Genomic DNA, 15090 nt, shown 5'->3' with positions numbered 1-15090 from the left:
TTGAATAAATGAACAAATTTCTCCTCACCTTGTTTTCCAGCCCTGCACTGTTTGCGTCTGTGATGTCTACGATCATGATGACTCAACCATCTTATGCAAATCAGACCGTGGATGCAGCAGGCAACCGTCTTTCTTGTATACAATCCCCCCACTCAGCAACGAAGAAAATGGTCTGCATACGGGTTAGCAATACTATTGCTTCTGCATCTACACCAGGGGTGAAACCAGCCCAAGCTCAACCAAATGAAGATAGAGTTATAGAGTTCACCGCTCCCCAAGCTCAACTAGAACAGGGTGGGGCTGTAGAGTTAGCCTATGCCTCTGTCCAAGAGCTTCCTGAGTTACAATTCACTGATGAAGAGAGTGAAACTTCCATAACTTTGTTCAGCTGCGATTGCCCAGCCTGCTTAAATGCTCTACGTCAGATGCGGGGTTTGCCTGGTTTGGTAGACTAGTACATTAGCAGTGCTTAAGTTTGGGATTTTTGAGCTAATGAGTTTTTGTTTAAGTACTTTTAACGGTACTTAAACTTTTTTGAGGGAAAAACAAGCCTCAAACTCATACAGAGTTAAGATAAATACACCAAATCCTCAAAAATGGCTGAAACTCAGATAAATTAAGAAACTAAGCAAAACGATGTCAAGGTCTGTCTGTATATAGATTAGAGGCTATTTTCTGGGTATTTTTTGTCTAAGCCCCATTAAAAGAAGAACGTGTCAGTAAAGATGGTAAGCAGGGCAGCAACTGAGGCAATCTTAGTGACAAATTGGGTCTACACGGGTAATTTCGGTGTGTTGTTTACGCAGCTTTTCTAAGGTTTCCAGCAGACTGCTACGACCTTCCAGGTTGGCAGTAAGATTCACAGACTTTTCAAGTTCAATTGCTTGGGCTTCAATTTCTTGATACTCTTCACTCCGAGCTTTATGGAACAGTGAGATGATTTCCTGGTCAGCCAATCCCTCAAACTGCTCAACCCGCGTTACTAGGGCTTCACCCTTGGCCTGTTGAACTTCCTGAGCTAACCACTGGAAAGATTCTATACATTCGTCACGAGCGGGAAGGACGTGAATGCTGCCTTTCAGTGAGATGGCTCCCAATCGTCGCAACCGTCGCCACAATGTGACACGAGGGCTGGAAGAAGATTTGGAAGGAAGGGAGTAGGAGAAAACCATCCAACTCAACTTTGACACCTCCATTTAGGATTTAGAGTAAAGTTTATTGCAACAAAAAGCAATAACTGTTTCATTAAAACCAAGGATTTTTAATTACATTACTTTGGGGCATTTCAGAATTCCTAGTACTGATGAGAATGCGATCGCTTTGACTTCACAGAGTTGGCGCGATCGCACCTCTAATTAATCTCTAATCAATCTCTGGAAGCACTGAATTTACCGATAGATCGGGATTCAAAGGAAAACTCGTCTCATGGTCGGCAGGTTTTTGGTTGGGGATCAAGTATTTGCCAAACTTAGCGTAGAGGGCAGGAATAACCAACAAGGTTAATGCCGTGGAGGTAAACAAACCGCCCAAGACCACGATCGCCAACGGTTGCAGAATTTCATTTCCGGCTCCGCCAGCGATCGCCAAGGGCAGCGTCCCCAGTGCATCAATGCTCCTGATTCTGGGGGTGATAGTTACTAATTGACTTGTAAATAAGCCGTCTAACAAGCCCGTTGCACGCCGACTGTTATGAGTTTTTTTTACGAACCGAACCATATGGTTAGCGGCGGGTGAGCTTGGTCGTTGTGCTGCTTAAGTCACAGGGATAGAGCGCAATTTCAAGGTGATTTGTTAATGTTCAAAGTCTTGTCACAAACAAAGCATCTTCCTCGTCTTAATTAAGTAAGCCAATCTCTGACTGCGAGAGATTAGCGCAACTTTGAAGGAACTGCCATGACTGCACCGATCGACACACTACACCGTTTCGACACTGCCCTGAGAGAGACTGCCCCTAAAATTGCCAGCCGCCTACAGGCTGGATTAACAATCGCTGATATTGAAGCAAAAACTGCTTCCTTTTCGTGGGAATTGCCCCAAGATGCTTACGACCTCTATCAATGGCATAATGGGCTGTCTGGTCAGCCAGGAAAGTTAAATCTGGCGGAAAAACTACTCCGAATCAAAGGCAAATGGCATGGAGAATTATCCGGTCGAGAGAATGAATTTCATCTACAACTTGGAAACCGTCTGATTGTTGCCAAATTCTTGCCCTTGGATTATGCCTTAGCTGGACATCGCCATCTAAAGCTGGGCAGATGCTCAATCGATTTACTGCCTTTTTGTATCTTGACTGAGGGCAAAGATACGATCTACTGCATGATGCGCCTAGACCGAGACAACCCGATTCTGTATTGTGCGAACGGCACAAACCTACCGCCGATGAAAGTGACTGAAGCATTTCTATCAACACAGCCTCAATTCAACCGATTGAGCGGTTTCATGACATTTCTGACAAGCTGTTGTCAACAGGGAATTGAACCTATTTCATCACAGCAAGCGAGTTTGCTGAATGCGATCGATCTCCAACTCAATCCGGTGGAATTTAAGCGGCTTTACCAGCAGCAAACAAGCTAGCCTCCTGCAAACCTCAATCCAAACTGATGGCATAACACCCATGAAACTCCTTGAAATCCAATCTAGTGTGCGGTTAGATCGGTCAATTTCTCGCGCACTCAGTCACGAATTTATCCAAGCGTGGCAGAATTCCCATCCTAATGCGCTCCATAAACAACAGGATGTCGGAATGCATCCGCCCGCTCACCCAACAGAACTATGGACAACGGCAAACTACCTTCCTCCTGACAGTCGCACCCCAGAAATGGAAACGGCACTTGCGGCTTCCGAGCAATTGATTGAGGAATTGTTATGGGCAGATCGCCTATTGCTCGGTGTGCCGATGTATAACTTCAGTGTGCCATCAACATTTAAGGCATATTTGGATAATATCGTTCGAGTCAATCGCACCTTTGCTTTTGATTCGGCTAATTTTACATTTAAAGGATTGGCGATCGGCAAAAAGGCATTAGTGATTACTCCGAGTGCGGGAGATTTTGCACCCGATACGCCGATGGGAAGTTTAAATTTCTGTGAAACTTATCTGCGATCGATTCTGGGTTTCATTGGCATTGAAGACATCACAATTGTGGCTGTGCCAAATCAATTCATGCCCGATGAAATTCGGCAACAGTCAATTGAACAAGCCCGCGCAAAGCTGATGGATTTAGCGACGACTTGGTAACTTATGAACCGATTAGACCTCTTCAATCAGTATCGATCGCTCTTATTTGCGATCGCCTATCGAATGCTGGGCAGCGTGACCGAGGCAGAAGACATCCTTCAGGAAACCTGGATTCGTTGGCAACGGACTGAAAGTGTCGTGCAGTCTCCCAAAGCGTTTCTATCGACGACTGTAACTCGTTTGTGTATCGACCATCGGCGATCGGCTCAAATAAAACGAGAACAATACACGGGAACATGGTTGCCAGAACCCCTGATCGCGGAATCAACAGAGGTCAAAGACTGTGCTGAATTAGCAGAATCTCTTTCATTCGCATTTCTCATGCTGCTAGAGTGCTTATCCCCAACTGAGAGAGCCGTTTTTCTATTACGCGAAGTCTTTGATTATGACTACGAGGCGATCGCCAAAACTGTCGGTAAAAGTATTCCAAGTTGCCGCCAAATCATTCGTCGCGCTCGTCAGCATCTTGTGCTACGCAGACCCTCAATTGCCCCAATTTCTCACGATCGAGACATCCTGGTTGAGCAATTTCTTGACTGTTGGAATCATGGCGACTTGCAGGGACTTATTGCACTGATGGCAGAAGATGTAACATTTTGGTCAGATGGCGGCGGTAAAGTGGTGGCAGCACAAAAACCATTGTCTGGCTGTCTAAAAGTAGCTCGTTTTTTAGTGGCGATTCGTCGCAGCCGATTAACCCCGATGCTGATTTCGCAGGTTGCAGTCGTCAATAGTCAGCTTGGAGTGATTAATATCGTGGATGAAAAGCTTCATAGCACTTTTAGCTTTGAGTTTACAGGAGATAGCATTCGATCGATTTTTGCAGTGGTTAATCCAGAAAAGTTAGGGGCAGTGAAGAAGTAATCGAACGTTAGTTGACAGCAGCACAACAACCCTGTTGGAGCGGACAGTTTGGAGATCCTGGTGATAATGCAAAGATTATCTGCCGCCGCTGACTAGGAACGTTGTACTGCTTCCGTTCTAGTCTGTAAAGTTGGTGGGTTTGCTTGGGTATCAACCACTTGCCAAATTTGGCATAGATCGCAGGAATGACCAACAAGGTTAATGCCGTGGAGGTAAACAAACCACCCAAGAAAGACCACGATCGCCAACGGTTGCAGAATTTCATTTCCGGCTCCGCCAGCGATCGCTAGCGGCAACATCCCCAGTGCCGAGCTAAGGGCAGTCATCAGGATGGCGTTAATCCGTTCCAGGGAACCCTTCACAATCACATCTTTAAGGTGCATTCCCTGGGCAAATTTGTTGTTGTAGTTATCAACCAGCAACAAGCCATTGCGAGTGGCAACCCCAAACAAGGTGATGAAACCAATCAGGGAGGCGATGGAAATGACCCCGCCAGTAAGGGCGATCTATCCATAGTTTACCACCTTGCACTTTGACCACGGATTGCTGCAAGTCTTCAATTGATTTCACCTGCTCAATGCCGCGCACCAACAGTTCTTGACCGCCGCCAATTAAGAATCGCGCATTTCCTCCTTATTTCTGTTTAATATCAGTATATTCACCTATAGTTTTAAGGGTAATGGTAATTGTGTTAGATGTCCGATTTCTCCAAAACCAACCATGTGAACCATCAAAGGCTGCTTCAAGTTCCCCTTGTTCGCTTTGCGAAGATCCCTTGCTGTACTGATGGTAATTGATTCCTAATGTTTGAGAATCGGCATGCACATCAAAATTGGCTTTGCCACCATCTGTAGACCAAGTGTATTGCACTTTATTGCCTTTACTCATGTCAAGCTTGATTTCCTTACCTTCATCAGGGGCAAGCGTAACCTGCATTTCATGGTTTAAAATAGCTGCACCAGCAGTTGTGGGCTTAGGTGTTGTTGCAGCTTCAGCATTGATCCCGCCCTGTTTATCCTCGGTATTGGCAACTAAATTCTTGGCTTGATCTGCCGCCTCTTTGTCGGTGGAAGGATAAGATTGCCGCGACTGGAACCATAATATTGCCGCCATAGTGGCTGAGATGCTGATGTGTCCGTTAGACACTTTGAGTCATTTTTCAGCAATTGGAACCATAACATTGCCGTCAAGCAAAATTATCACCATAAGCTTGCCAAAAATATACTTTCTTAAGATTTCAAATCGGTAGTAACAAATACAATGAACTGAAGCACTCAGACCAGTGCCGAGAGCAATGAATCGAGTGACAGCACTCCTACCACTGCTATAAAAACAAGACATATGTTGTGAGTTGTGTCTTCAACTCAAATTTCAGGGGGAGAAAAAATGCTCACACCTGACGAGTTTGATAACTGGTGTAGTCGTCAAAACCTATCACCGATGGCTCGCAAAACTCTCGCAGACATCCGATCAAAAGAACCTGCACGGCGTGTAGGAGGAGGGAGAAAAAATGTGTCAGGTTTTTACCCCAGTAAAAAGATGGGGCAAAGCATTCAATTTGAGTCCCATAAAGTTGAGCTTCCCTTCGTTTACTCACTGGAGCATAACGAAGATGTCTTAGAATTTTACGACCAACCCCCTGCATTTAAGATTAATTATCAAGGAGCCTGTGGGCGAAATATTGGATTCTTTTACACCCCAGACTTTTTTGTCATCAGAACAAACAGTGCTGGTTGGGTAGAGTGTAAAACTCTAAGTGAACTCAAATCGCTGATTGTTAAACACCCCCATCGCTATAGTAAGGGAGAAGATTTAAAGTGGTATTCGCCACCAGCATCTAAACACGCAGCACAGTTTGGATTTGATTTTCACATCCAGTCAGATGACCAAATTAATTGGGTTTTATATCGTAACATTACCTTCCTAGAAGACTATTACCGAAATCGTGTTGATAGTATAGATCCGAATCAAACACAACTTATAAGAGCAATAATTCAGGAACAACCTGGAATAACTCTGAGGGAATTGCTCTATCAAGCTAATAAAGTTAGTGTAGATGAAATTTACCAACTGGTTGCCACTGAAAAAATTTATGTGGATTTAAAGGCAACCCTTTTGGTTGAGCCAGAACGGTGCAGAGTTTTTTGTGACCAACTTTCGGGAACAACTTACAACTTGATGGTTTCGTCGCAGACCATCGCTGATTCTATCAGTTCCCCAGTTATAAATTTGATTCCCAACACGCCAATTAATTGGGATGGTGAAAGCTACAACTTAGTTCAAATTGGTCACACTGAGATTACTTTGCGTCCCAGAGAAGGAGACTTTATTGATTTGCCCATTTCTGAGTTTGAAAATAAAATTCGTCAAGGAAAAATCACAGCTTCTCAACTCCAACAGTCCAACTGTAACGATGACCAAATAAAGTCTATTCTGCTCCAAGCCAGTTCAAAAGATTTAGAAGAGGCCAATCACCGTTACAGAAGTATTGAACCAATGTTGCTGGGGCAACCACTAGAGAATTCCACAATATCAGAACGTACCTTAAGAGATTGGTTAAGCAAATATCGGCAAGCACAACAAAAATGTGGCTATGGGTATATTGGGCTTTTAAGTTGCTCTAATAAAAAAGGCAACCGCAACCGAAAGCTACCCCAACAGACCTTAGAACTGATAGACAAATTCATAACACAAGCCTACGAAACGCACAAACAGAAGCGCAAGTATGAAGTCTATGGAGCTTTTAACAATGCCTGCGTAAGTGCCGGAATTTCTCCAGACCAAATTCCCAGCTACAAAACATTTATTAACGAAATAAAACGGCGTAGTGGTTGGGAACAGACAAAAGCTCGTGAAGGACATCGGGCTGCCTACCCACAAAAACCTTTTTACTGGGAATTAGAGCTAACGACACCGCGTCACGGAGATCGCCCTTTTGAGATTGGTCATATTGACCACACCAAAATGGACATAGAGCTACGGTGTTCACTTACAGGTCAAGTTCTTGGCAGACCTTGGGCAACATTTTTGGTGGATGCTTACAGTCGTTCAATACTAGCGGTTTATTTGACTTTTGACCCTCCCAGCTACCGCAGTTGCATGATGGTGCTGCGGATTTGCGTGATGCGCCACTCTCGCCTACCCCAAATAATTGTGACAGACAACGGCAAAGAGTTTCATAGCAACTATTTCGAGAGTTTGCTGGCTTTGTTTGAATGTACGCTCAAACACCGTCCCCCTGCCGCTTCTCGATTTAGTGGAGTTTGCGAACGCCTATTTGGAACTGCAAACACCCAGTTGCTCTACAACTTGGCCGGCAATACACAGATTACTAAAAAAATCAGGTTGATGACCAAATCTGTCAATCCTAAAAACTTGGCAGTTTGGACACTTGGCTTGTTGTATTTATATCTCTGCGAATGGGCTTACTCTGAGTACGACACAACAGAACATCCGGCATTAGGAATTTCGCCAAAACAGGCTTTGACTTCAGGAATATCCCAGTACGGAAGTCGCGCTCACCGACTAATACCTAACGACGAAACCTGGAGAATTTTAACTTTACCAACAATACAATCTGGGAAGGTAAAAGTGCATCCAGCTAAAGGGATACAAATACGGGGCATTCACTACTGGAATTCTGCCTTTCGTGACCCTTTAATCCAGAAAACTCATGTAGAAGCCAGATATGACCCGTTTGATGTTGGAATTGCCTATGCCTATATCCGTGGTCAATGGGTGAAATGTATTAGTGAATATTATGCAATTTTCAAAGGACGCTCAGAAAAAGAAATTTGGCTGGCGACTGCTGAGTTACAAAAGCGTAACTCTAACCATGACAAACAATTAACAGTGAGAGCTAAAAAGTTAGCGGAATTTCTATCAACTGCTGAAGCAGAGGAAGTTTTACTCGCCCAACGTCTGCGAGATGCTCAAGGCAAGGAAGTATTTCAAGTTATTGATGGAGTCAGACAAAAAGAAAGCTTTTTGGAGCAATTGAATATCGCACAAGAGATTAACAATAATAACTCAGAATCGTCTCCTACATCCGAGAATATAGCGGTTAAACCCCATCTGCTCCAATCTTTCGATTCTTATTAATCATGTCCAAATCCCCAAGATTCCCCCAATCTCTACTGTTGCAATCACCGCTAGTGCGGTTGGCTTTCTTCGATAACTATACAATGGCACACCCTCGGTTAGAAGAAACCTTCAATTTACTCAAGCTTTTGGTTAGTAATTCTGGTGAATCACGAGTTATTTTTATTTACGGGCCAACTGGAGTTGGGAAAACAACCCTGCGTCTGCTGATTGAAAAGTGGCTGATTGAGACGAACCGACAAGAATTAGAAGCTGACAGAGGTTGGTTGCCAGTTGCATCAGTTGAGGCAGTAGTTCAAAAATCTGGACTTTTCAATTCAAAAGATCATATCAAACGCTGCTTATTTGCCCTTCATGAACCATTGATTGACCAGAAAATAGACTATGGGACGCGAGGTATATATCGTAATAGCAATGGGCAAATTGTTATTGAATCAAAAGTTATTGAAACAGACTTGGGATGGGCATTAGAACAAGCTCTCAAACATCGTAAACCCAAAATATTTTTTATTGATGAAGCTCATCATATGCTGATGATAGCTTCCGGGCGCAAGCTCACAGATTTACCAGAAGCTATTAAGTCCCTTGCCAATAGAACAAGTGTTGTGCATGGGTTAGTTGGCACCTATGAACTGCTCACCTTACACGATGTAGGGGATCAATTGAGCCGACGTAGTGCCTACGTACACTTTCCCCGCTACCGTGCTGACTGCACTCAGGACAGAGAGATATTTCAAAGCGTGGTGTGGGGTTTTCAACTGAATATGCCCCTTGTTGAGGAGCCGGATTTAGTTTCTCATTGGGATTACTGTTATGAGCGAAGTCTCGGCTGCGTAGGGATTCTCAAAAATTGGTTTCAGAATGCGCTCTTCGATGCCATGACCGAAGGTGCGAACACCGTTAAAATTCAACATTTAGAACGGCGTGCCTTATCTGTTGCCCAATGCCGGAACATTCTCAAGAAAATTAAGGAAGGTGAAAACAATCATGCACAAATTGAAGCAGAAGTTTCTCAACTGCGTGCAGAACTCGGTTTGCCATCTTTAGGAGCCGTTGCAGATGATTCGGAGTCACAGACATTGAAAACTCCACAATTAGGTACTCAAAAAGCACGCTTAAGAAGAAAACCTGGACAACCCAAACCCAAGCGGCATCAAGTAGGCAATCAGTAATATGCTCAAAGAGACCCTCAAACTTTACCCATCATGGGATATTGAGAAAACTGCTATCCCACAAAGAAGTCGCTTATATCATCTAGAGCCAATTGGTATAGGAACTCCTTATGTAGAGAGCTTAACAGGCTATGTGCAAAGACTTGCTCATGAACATTGCGTCACTGTTAGACGGTTGACTATAACCGAAATTGCCCCACTAATGGGCAAAGAAGCAAAATTGCAAGACGAAAGTATTAGCAAAGTATTTGGAACTGGCAGAGATAGAACAGCGTTTAATGGAACAGGGTTCATGGCAACTAATCTTGTGGGTGCAATGTCTGCGCTAACTAGGCGTTTGGACTTGCACTACCTTACCCTGTTACCTTGGGCGCAGGTCATTTCTAAAAGAGGCTTGCTCCGTCGTCACCGGGCTTGGTGTCCCAAATGCTACCAAGAATGGCATGACAATCACACAAGTGTTTATGAACCACTTCTCTGGTCTATCAATACTGCCCAAGTCTGTCCTTACCATCATCAACCGTTGCAAGAGCAGTGTCCTCACTGTCATCAACAACAACTGACAATTTCTGGGGACTCCCGAACCGGACACTGTAATAAATGTGGTAAGTGGCTGGGAAATAATCGACATAAAACTGTTTTTACAAGCCTGATAAAGTCAGAAGCAGAACGAAATCGGCAATTGAATATAGTTAACAATTTGGGAGAGCTAGTTGCAGTAACACCTACTCTCAATTCTCCTCCTAATCTTCAGAAAGTTAGTAATACAATTTCTAGCTACATTTTGCAAGTTTTTAAATCTAGTATCCCTGCATTTTCTCGGCAATCTGGGATGAATAAAGCAACAATTGGTTTGTGGTGTAAAGGAAAAGTAATACCTCAGATTGATAATCTTTTAGTTTTAACTCACTATCTAGAAATATCTCTGTTAGATTTATTAACAACAGACTTATTATTAACTGACTCAAAAAACAGTTCTCTCTCACCAAAACTGAATGTAGTTAAGCAGCCAAGAAAATCTTATAAGCACTTAGATTTGGAGAGAAAACAAGTTTTAAATGTAGTTCTAACAGAGGTACTCAAGGAATATCCTGCACCTTCTTTGGAATATGTGGCACTGCGTTTGAGATATCGTCCTTTAGTTTTGCAATATCATTTTCCTTCTTTATGTGAGTCAATCAAAATCAGACATGCTGAGTACAGAAAGGTAAGTAAACAGCAAAAAATACAACCTATTCTGGAAGCAGCACTCAAAGAATTTCCACCTCCTTCACTTCTTTCCATTAATCGACGACTTGGCTATAAAAATAACAGCTATTTATACCGATATTTCTCTGAACTTTCTCGCGAAATCTCTAAGCGGTATAAAGAGTACCAGAAAGCTAGTGGACAAGAGAAAAGGGAACGCATATGCCAAGAGATTATTGATATTGCTCAATTGCTTCATGAAACAGGACACAAGCCGACTCAAGCTAGGGTAACTCAGCTTCTCACTAAGCCAGGAGTCATGCTGAGTTGGTATGCTAAGAAGACTCTACGTGATGTTCAAAACTCTCTCGGCTATGAATAAGCATGATCTATACCGGAATGAATGGCACGCTTGTTTATTTGGAAGCATAATTTTGCCGAAATCAATTGGAAGCATAAGCACGTAAAAACGGCAATCTTATGGTTCCACCGACAGTAAGAGTTTTCAGTCCATCTTGCCCTTCATGACAGCTTCGCTATATCTACCCCATCTAAAGTGGATGTTTGAGTGGTTTATCCGACACACTACCTTTGATTTTGCGACTCTTCAAATGTACGGAGCTTTTTCAGAAATCAAATATTAGGGGAGCAATGCGATTTTGTTAGATCGGACTTTAATTCTCAGTTATAGAACTAGATTCTCAATAAAAACAGTTATTTAGCTGCGATCGCACCCCTAAATAGGTGATTTAGCACCCGAATTTTAAGCACCTCACAAAATCGCATTGCTCCCAATATTAGTCCTATAGTTAATAAACTAATTTTTTATAATCTCAATCAATCTTTCCGACTTCTTGACTTTTTATTCTTAAAGTGAAGCCATAGCAAATCTCAAGCAGGTGTAAATACCACAATTAAGGATTTGTATCTGCTAATTATTTTGGATTGCTCAAAAAACACATATTTCCAGGATTGACACACATGAAAACTTCAACAAAAATCGCTTTAGCAGCTGCTTTAATGAGTATTTTAGGTGTTGGTGCAGTGGTCAAAACCGTAAGTGCCTCTCCTTCACAAAACAGTGTACAAGTAGCTCAAGCTAGTGACGGAGATGGCGAAGCTAATGACGCTACAGAAGCTCATGAAATCATGAAGAATGGTGTTCATCACACTAAAATAGCTCAAGCAAGTGATGGTGACGGTGAAACTAATGATGATCAAGAAGAACAGCAAGAGGACAAAAAACTACAAGCTTTAGCTAAAATTACAGCAGAACAAGCTAAACAAGCTGCTGAAACTTCTGTCGGTGATAAAGCTAGTAGTGTAAAACTCGAAAATGAAGATGGTAACTTAGTTTATGCTGTAAAAATTGGTCAAAAAGAGGTGAAAGTTGACGCTGGTAATGGTAAGGTTCTCTACACTGAGAATGCGAACCAGGAAAGCGATGAAAATGAAGCTTCTCGTCCAAAGAGTAGCATTCAAGTTACGGAGAATAATAACGAACGGGAAACAAATGAAGGCAGTAAGTAGGGTTATTTATTACTAGTCACAAGTGATGCGTGGCTGTAAATAGCTAAATACGAGGTTGTTGAATGAACTATTTTCAGCAATCTCCTTTATTTGTATGCGAATTATTACATTCATGTTTGATTGAGCAGGTGTATCAGTTACATTATATTTTCTCTTGCGATCGCTCATAAATTTTAAAAATGACAATTTTGTATAAAACTGTTGAAGATAGTATAGCGGTTCTCGGCAGGGCGGCCGCATCATGTCAATAAGCAAAGTCTATTCTCAATAGAGCTAAAAATAATGTCATTAACTCTTACTTATTGCGAAAATTTTAGGCGATCGCTTTAGGGCTTAAAAAATAATCAAGCGCGAAATCCTCATTTTTTCGTTGGTTCTTAACCTTCGTTGTGATCAAGAGTAATTTAGATGCGTTTGCCCTGGCGGTTCTCGGTCGGATGCAATACAGTTAAGGGCGGCTCATAAAGGTTTTGCGATTTTAAACTGTATCTCACTGATCTGAAAACCGCTATATCTTATCTTCAACAGTTAAAATAAAGCTCTACGTAGTTAGTTTCGTAATACCAAGTTGCAATCAAAAAGGTAAGTTAGTCATATTGGAGCAAACCGAGCTTAACAAAGAATCTCGCGAAATTCTTACCATTAGGAAACACTTTGCTAACACTTCATCTCGCTATGTAACCAGCAGAAAAAGCTTTAGGTTACAGAATGACATTTAAGAAAACAAATTGGTATTAAATTCACGGTAATTTTCAACGAAAAGGACAACAAGATAAAGTGCAAAAGTTGGGCTTAACCTTCTGGGCGATCCTCTCCATTGCCATCAGGCCCGCCAGGTGGGTCTCCAGCAGGATCGGATGGATCAGACTCTTCAGCATTGACTTGAGAGAATTGGGTGTGTTTGGAATACTCAGATTTGACAGAAACACTAGACGGTATTTGAGTTGCAAAGACCGACTTTGTTAATCCCAATCCCAACATAATAATAGTGTTATCAATTAATTACGTACCCTGGTAGTATAAATATTGTCATAAATCAATCATATATCAGGACTTAAACATTTTTGAGGCAAAAACAAGCCTCAAACCCTTGCACAGCAAATAAAATACACCAAAGGCTAAAAAATGGTTGAAACCTAGATATATCAATCAACAAGACAAAGTAATGTCAAAGTCTTTCTGTATATAGGTTTGATGGTTTTTTCTGGCTACTTTTTGTCTAAGTCCCAATATTTAGGTTGTTAACCTTTTTATTGACAAATTATTTAGCTTTCCATAAGCAATAAAGTAACAAGTAAGGAAAATTAAATGATCAAGAAACGTCCTCCAGGTTTAATAGCAATTGTTATTTATAAAGGCTTTGTTGCTTTACTGCTTACAGCTACATCTATTATTCTACTTTTAGCTTTAAAAAAACATGATACTCTTGTAGCCTTTTCCGAATCTTACATATTGGAAGGTAAACGCGAAGTTATTGAGTGGTTACTAGAAAAAATTATTAATATCAAACCACAAACTTTAAAATTTAGTGGAATTGCCACTGCAATATACGCAGTTGTGACAGCCATTGAGACTATCGGTTTATGGTATGAAAAAACCTGGGCAAAGATATTAGTTATTGGATTAGTTGGTATTAGTATACCTCCCGAAATCTATGAGTTAATTAGAGGGGTAACAATTTTAAAATTTTTAGTCTTTATGGCTAATATAGCTGTACTATGGTACTTGATCAGACACTTTTATAAACATTAATTAAGAGAACTTGCTGGTAAACGCACTGTAAAACAACTTCCAATTCCCAATTGACTTGTGACGGTAATTAATCCATCGTGATTTTGAGCAATAGCTTGGGCAATAGCCAATCCTAAACCAGAACCACCAGAATTATAAGAACGTGATTTATCTGCTCGCCAAAAACGCTCAAAAATATTTTCTAAATCTTTTGGTGCAATTCCTATACCTGTATCTTGGACATTAACTACTATATCGGAAGCAGAACGATTAGCTGTGATTTCTACCGTTCCTTCTGACGAGGTGTAATGTATAGCGTTTTGAATTAAATTAGTAAATAATCGTGTTATTTGATTTATATCACCCAACAGATAAAGCTTTTCAGTCAACTGACTTTTCAGATTAATTTGTTTAGCGATCGCTTGCGGCTGATATAGTTGCACTAAGTTATTTAAAATTGAATTAAGATTAATAATTTCTTTACTCCGGCTAGGAATATTATCATGACGAGCTAAAAATAGTAAGTCTTCAGTGAGCCGAGTCATTTGGTTAGTAGCACTAGAAATAGCCTGAAATTTTTCTGCGTCAGTTTCTCGCATCCCTTCTGGATACTTGAGTGCTACCCCTGTATTACTTTTAATCGCCATTAAAGGACTGCGGAGTTCATGGGAAGCATCAGCAGTAAACTGTTTTAACCGTTCAAAGCTTTCTTCAATTGGTTGCATTGCTTGACGAGTCAACCAAACTCCACCAACACCACTAATAATCAAAGCTACAACAATTCCACCGCTTAACCCCAAATCTAATTTATTTAAAGTTTCATCGAATTCTTCTAAAGATTGACTAGCTCTTACATATCCAATGAATTGTTTATCGTCACTACTAATAATTGGTAAAGTGACAGACTGAATACGATTTTTACCAACTATATTAATTTGTTCTCCTTCCGTTACATGAACAGGTAAATTTAAAATATCTTGTCCCTGTTTTTCTATAAGATTACCTTTAGTATCAAACCAGTGTAACCCTTGATGATTTTCAAACAACTTATCTTGAGGTAAGTCATTTTCAATTTTAATTTTACCGTTATCAAACTCGGCATTAGCAGCAGCAACTTGTGCTAGAACAGCAAGTTTTTGTGTTTGTTGTTTATGGAAGCTATGGGTAAAGACAATCCGAACGGCAATTGCAAATCCACCTAAGATTAATGATAATACGATGAAATAAGACAACAGTAAACGACGGCGAATTTTTTCAAACATAAGC

Annotated in this window: 14 protein-coding genes and 2 pseudogenes; 10 read left to right on the top strand and 6 right to left on the bottom strand. The window is 41.3% G+C overall.

Annotation, left to right across the window (positions count from 1 at the left end; all coding sequences use genetic code 11):
- The first annotated feature begins 8 nt into the window (after positions 1-8).
- The gene (locus ANSO36C_RS32460; protein ID WP_251960918.1) at positions 9-455 is read left to right on the top strand and encodes a hypothetical protein; all 447 of its coding nucleotides are present in this window, start codon (positions 9-11) and stop codon (positions 453-455) included.
- A gap of 300 nt (positions 456-755) precedes the next feature.
- On the opposite strand, the gene ANSO36C_RS32455 is transcribed toward ANSO36C_RS32460, so the two are convergent.
- A complete protein-coding gene (locus ANSO36C_RS32455) occupies positions 756-1172 on the bottom strand; it encodes a Chromate resistance protein ChrB (RefSeq protein ID WP_323374643.1) in 417 nt (138 codons plus the stop codon).
- Positions 1173-1218: 46 nt separating this feature from the next.
- Between ANSO36C_RS32455 and ANSO36C_RS32450 the strand changes: the two genes are divergently transcribed.
- Positions 1219-1359, top strand: a complete 141-nt coding sequence (locus ANSO36C_RS32450) for a hypothetical protein (protein ID WP_251960916.1) — start codon at positions 1219-1221, stop codon at positions 1357-1359.
- A 3-nt stretch (positions 1360-1362) separates the two neighbouring features.
- On the opposite strand, the pseudogene ANSO36C_RS32445 reads toward ANSO36C_RS32450, so the two are convergent.
- Positions 1363-1605, bottom strand: a pseudogene (locus ANSO36C_RS32445) (efflux RND transporter permease subunit); the annotation flags it as partial.
- Positions 1606-1893: 288 nt separating this feature from the next.
- Here ANSO36C_RS32445 and ANSO36C_RS32440 point away from each other — a divergent pair.
- From ANSO36C_RS32440 to ANSO36C_RS32430, 3 genes are read left to right on the top strand one after another with little or no spacing between them, the layout of a single operon-like run.
- Positions 1894-2574, top strand: coding sequence for an SMI1/KNR4 family protein (locus tag ANSO36C_RS32440; RefSeq protein WP_251960915.1), 681 nt, complete (start codon positions 1894-1896; stop codon positions 2572-2574).
- Complete coding sequence (locus ANSO36C_RS32435; RefSeq protein ID WP_251960914.1) at positions 2510-3238, top strand: FMN-dependent NADH-azoreductase; 729 nt, start codon at positions 2510-2512, stop codon at positions 3236-3238. Before ANSO36C_RS32440 ends, ANSO36C_RS32435 begins: the two co-directional genes overlap by 65 nt.
- Positions 3239-3241: 3 nt before the next feature.
- Complete coding sequence (locus tag ANSO36C_RS32430; RefSeq protein WP_251960913.1) at positions 3242-4102, top strand: RNA polymerase sigma-70 factor; 861 nt, start codon at positions 3242-3244, stop codon at positions 4100-4102.
- 7 nt (positions 4103-4109) lie between these two features.
- Here ANSO36C_RS32430 and ANSO36C_RS32425 read toward each other — a convergent pair.
- Together ANSO36C_RS32425 and ANSO36C_RS32420 are read right to left on the bottom strand one after the other, a co-directional pair.
- Positions 4110-4608 (bottom strand): annotated as a pseudogene (locus tag ANSO36C_RS32425) (efflux RND transporter permease subunit); the annotation flags it as partial.
- A gap of 127 nt (positions 4609-4735) precedes the next feature.
- Entirely contained in the window at positions 4736-5248 is a 513-nt protein-coding gene (locus ANSO36C_RS32420; protein WP_251960912.1) for a hypothetical protein, read from the bottom strand.
- 240 nt (positions 5249-5488) lie between these two features.
- Here ANSO36C_RS32420 and ANSO36C_RS32415 point away from each other — a divergent pair, with 240 nt between their 5' ends.
- From ANSO36C_RS32415 to ANSO36C_RS32400, 4 genes are all read left to right on the top strand, one after another.
- On the top strand, positions 5489-8203 hold the full coding sequence (locus ANSO36C_RS32415; protein WP_251960911.1) for a TnsA endonuclease C-terminal domain-containing protein: 2715 nt from the start codon (positions 5489-5491) through the stop codon (positions 8201-8203).
- Positions 8204-8205: 2 nt separating this feature from the next.
- Positions 8206-9375 carry an AAA family ATPase gene (locus tag ANSO36C_RS32410; protein WP_251960910.1) on the top strand — a complete coding sequence of 390 codons (1170 nt, stop codon included), beginning with the start codon at positions 8206-8208 and terminating at the stop codon, positions 9373-9375.
- Between the two features lies 1 nt (position 9376).
- On the top strand, positions 9377-10945 hold the full coding sequence (locus ANSO36C_RS32405; RefSeq protein ID WP_251960909.1) for a TniQ family protein: 1569 nt from the start codon (positions 9377-9379) through the stop codon (positions 10943-10945).
- A gap of 599 nt (positions 10946-11544) precedes the next feature.
- A complete protein-coding gene (locus tag ANSO36C_RS32400; RefSeq protein WP_251960908.1) occupies positions 11545-12093 on the top strand; it encodes a PepSY domain-containing protein in 549 nt (182 codons plus the stop codon).
- Positions 12094-12885: 792 nt separating this feature from the next.
- Here ANSO36C_RS32400 and ANSO36C_RS32395 read toward each other — a convergent pair.
- Entirely contained in the window at positions 12886-13074 is a 189-nt protein-coding gene (locus ANSO36C_RS32395; RefSeq protein WP_251960907.1) for a hypothetical protein, read from the bottom strand.
- 327 nt (positions 13075-13401) lie between these two features.
- Between ANSO36C_RS32395 and ANSO36C_RS32390 the strand changes: the two genes are divergently transcribed.
- Positions 13402-13845, top strand: a complete 444-nt coding sequence (locus tag ANSO36C_RS32390; protein ID WP_251960906.1) for a DUF2127 domain-containing protein — start codon at positions 13402-13404, stop codon at positions 13843-13845.
- Here the strand turns inward: ANSO36C_RS32390 and ANSO36C_RS32385 are convergent.
- Positions 13842-15086 carry a sensor histidine kinase gene (locus ANSO36C_RS32385; RefSeq protein ID WP_251960905.1) on the bottom strand — a complete coding sequence of 415 codons (1245 nt, stop codon included), beginning with the start codon at positions 15084-15086 and terminating at the stop codon, positions 13842-13844. The two genes, ANSO36C_RS32390 and ANSO36C_RS32385, sit on opposite strands and share 4 nt — an antisense overlap.
- Between the last annotated feature and the right edge of the window lie 4 nt (positions 15087-15090).

This window comes from Nostoc cf. commune SO-36, assembly GCF_023734775.1.
Lineage (GTDB): Bacteria > Cyanobacteriota > Cyanobacteriia > Cyanobacteriales > Nostocaceae > Nostoc > Nostoc commune_A.
The sequence above is the reverse complement of the archived record's forward strand: the minus strand, read 5'-3'. Positions and strand labels throughout refer to the sequence as shown.

Excerpts from the sequence above, each read along its gene's own strand:
- ANSO36C_RS32460 (WP_251960918.1), top strand. The coding sequence starts at position 9 with ATGAACAAATTTCTCCTCACCTTGTTTTCCAGCCCTGCACTGTTTGCG.
- ANSO36C_RS32455 (WP_323374643.1), bottom strand. The coding sequence starts at position 1,172 with ATGGTTTTCTCCTACTCCCTTCCTTCCAAATCTTCTTCCAGCCCTCGT.
- ANSO36C_RS32440 (WP_251960915.1), top strand. The coding sequence starts at position 1,894 with ATGACTGCACCGATCGACACACTACACCGTTTCGACACTGCCCTGAGA.
- ANSO36C_RS32435 (WP_251960914.1), top strand. The coding sequence starts at position 2,510 with ATGCGATCGATCTCCAACTCAATCCGGTGGAATTTAAGCGGCTTTACC.
- ANSO36C_RS32430 (WP_251960913.1), top strand. The coding sequence starts at position 3,242 with ATGAACCGATTAGACCTCTTCAATCAGTATCGATCGCTCTTATTTGCG.
- ANSO36C_RS32415 (WP_251960911.1), top strand. The coding sequence starts at position 5,489 with ATGCTCACACCTGACGAGTTTGATAACTGGTGTAGTCGTCAAAACCTA.
- ANSO36C_RS32410 (WP_251960910.1), top strand. The coding sequence starts at position 8,206 with ATGTCCAAATCCCCAAGATTCCCCCAATCTCTACTGTTGCAATCACCG.
- ANSO36C_RS32405 (WP_251960909.1), top strand. The coding sequence starts at position 9,377 with ATGCTCAAAGAGACCCTCAAACTTTACCCATCATGGGATATTGAGAAA.
- ANSO36C_RS32400 (WP_251960908.1), top strand. The coding sequence starts at position 11,545 with ATGAAAACTTCAACAAAAATCGCTTTAGCAGCTGCTTTAATGAGTATT.
- ANSO36C_RS32395 (WP_251960907.1), bottom strand. The coding sequence starts at position 13,074 with ATGTTGGGATTGGGATTAACAAAGTCGGTCTTTGCAACTCAAATACCG.
- ANSO36C_RS32390 (WP_251960906.1), top strand. The coding sequence starts at position 13,402 with ATGATCAAGAAACGTCCTCCAGGTTTAATAGCAATTGTTATTTATAAA.
- ANSO36C_RS32385 (WP_251960905.1), bottom strand. The coding sequence starts at position 15,086 with ATGTTTGAAAAAATTCGCCGTCGTTTACTGTTGTCTTATTTCATCGTA.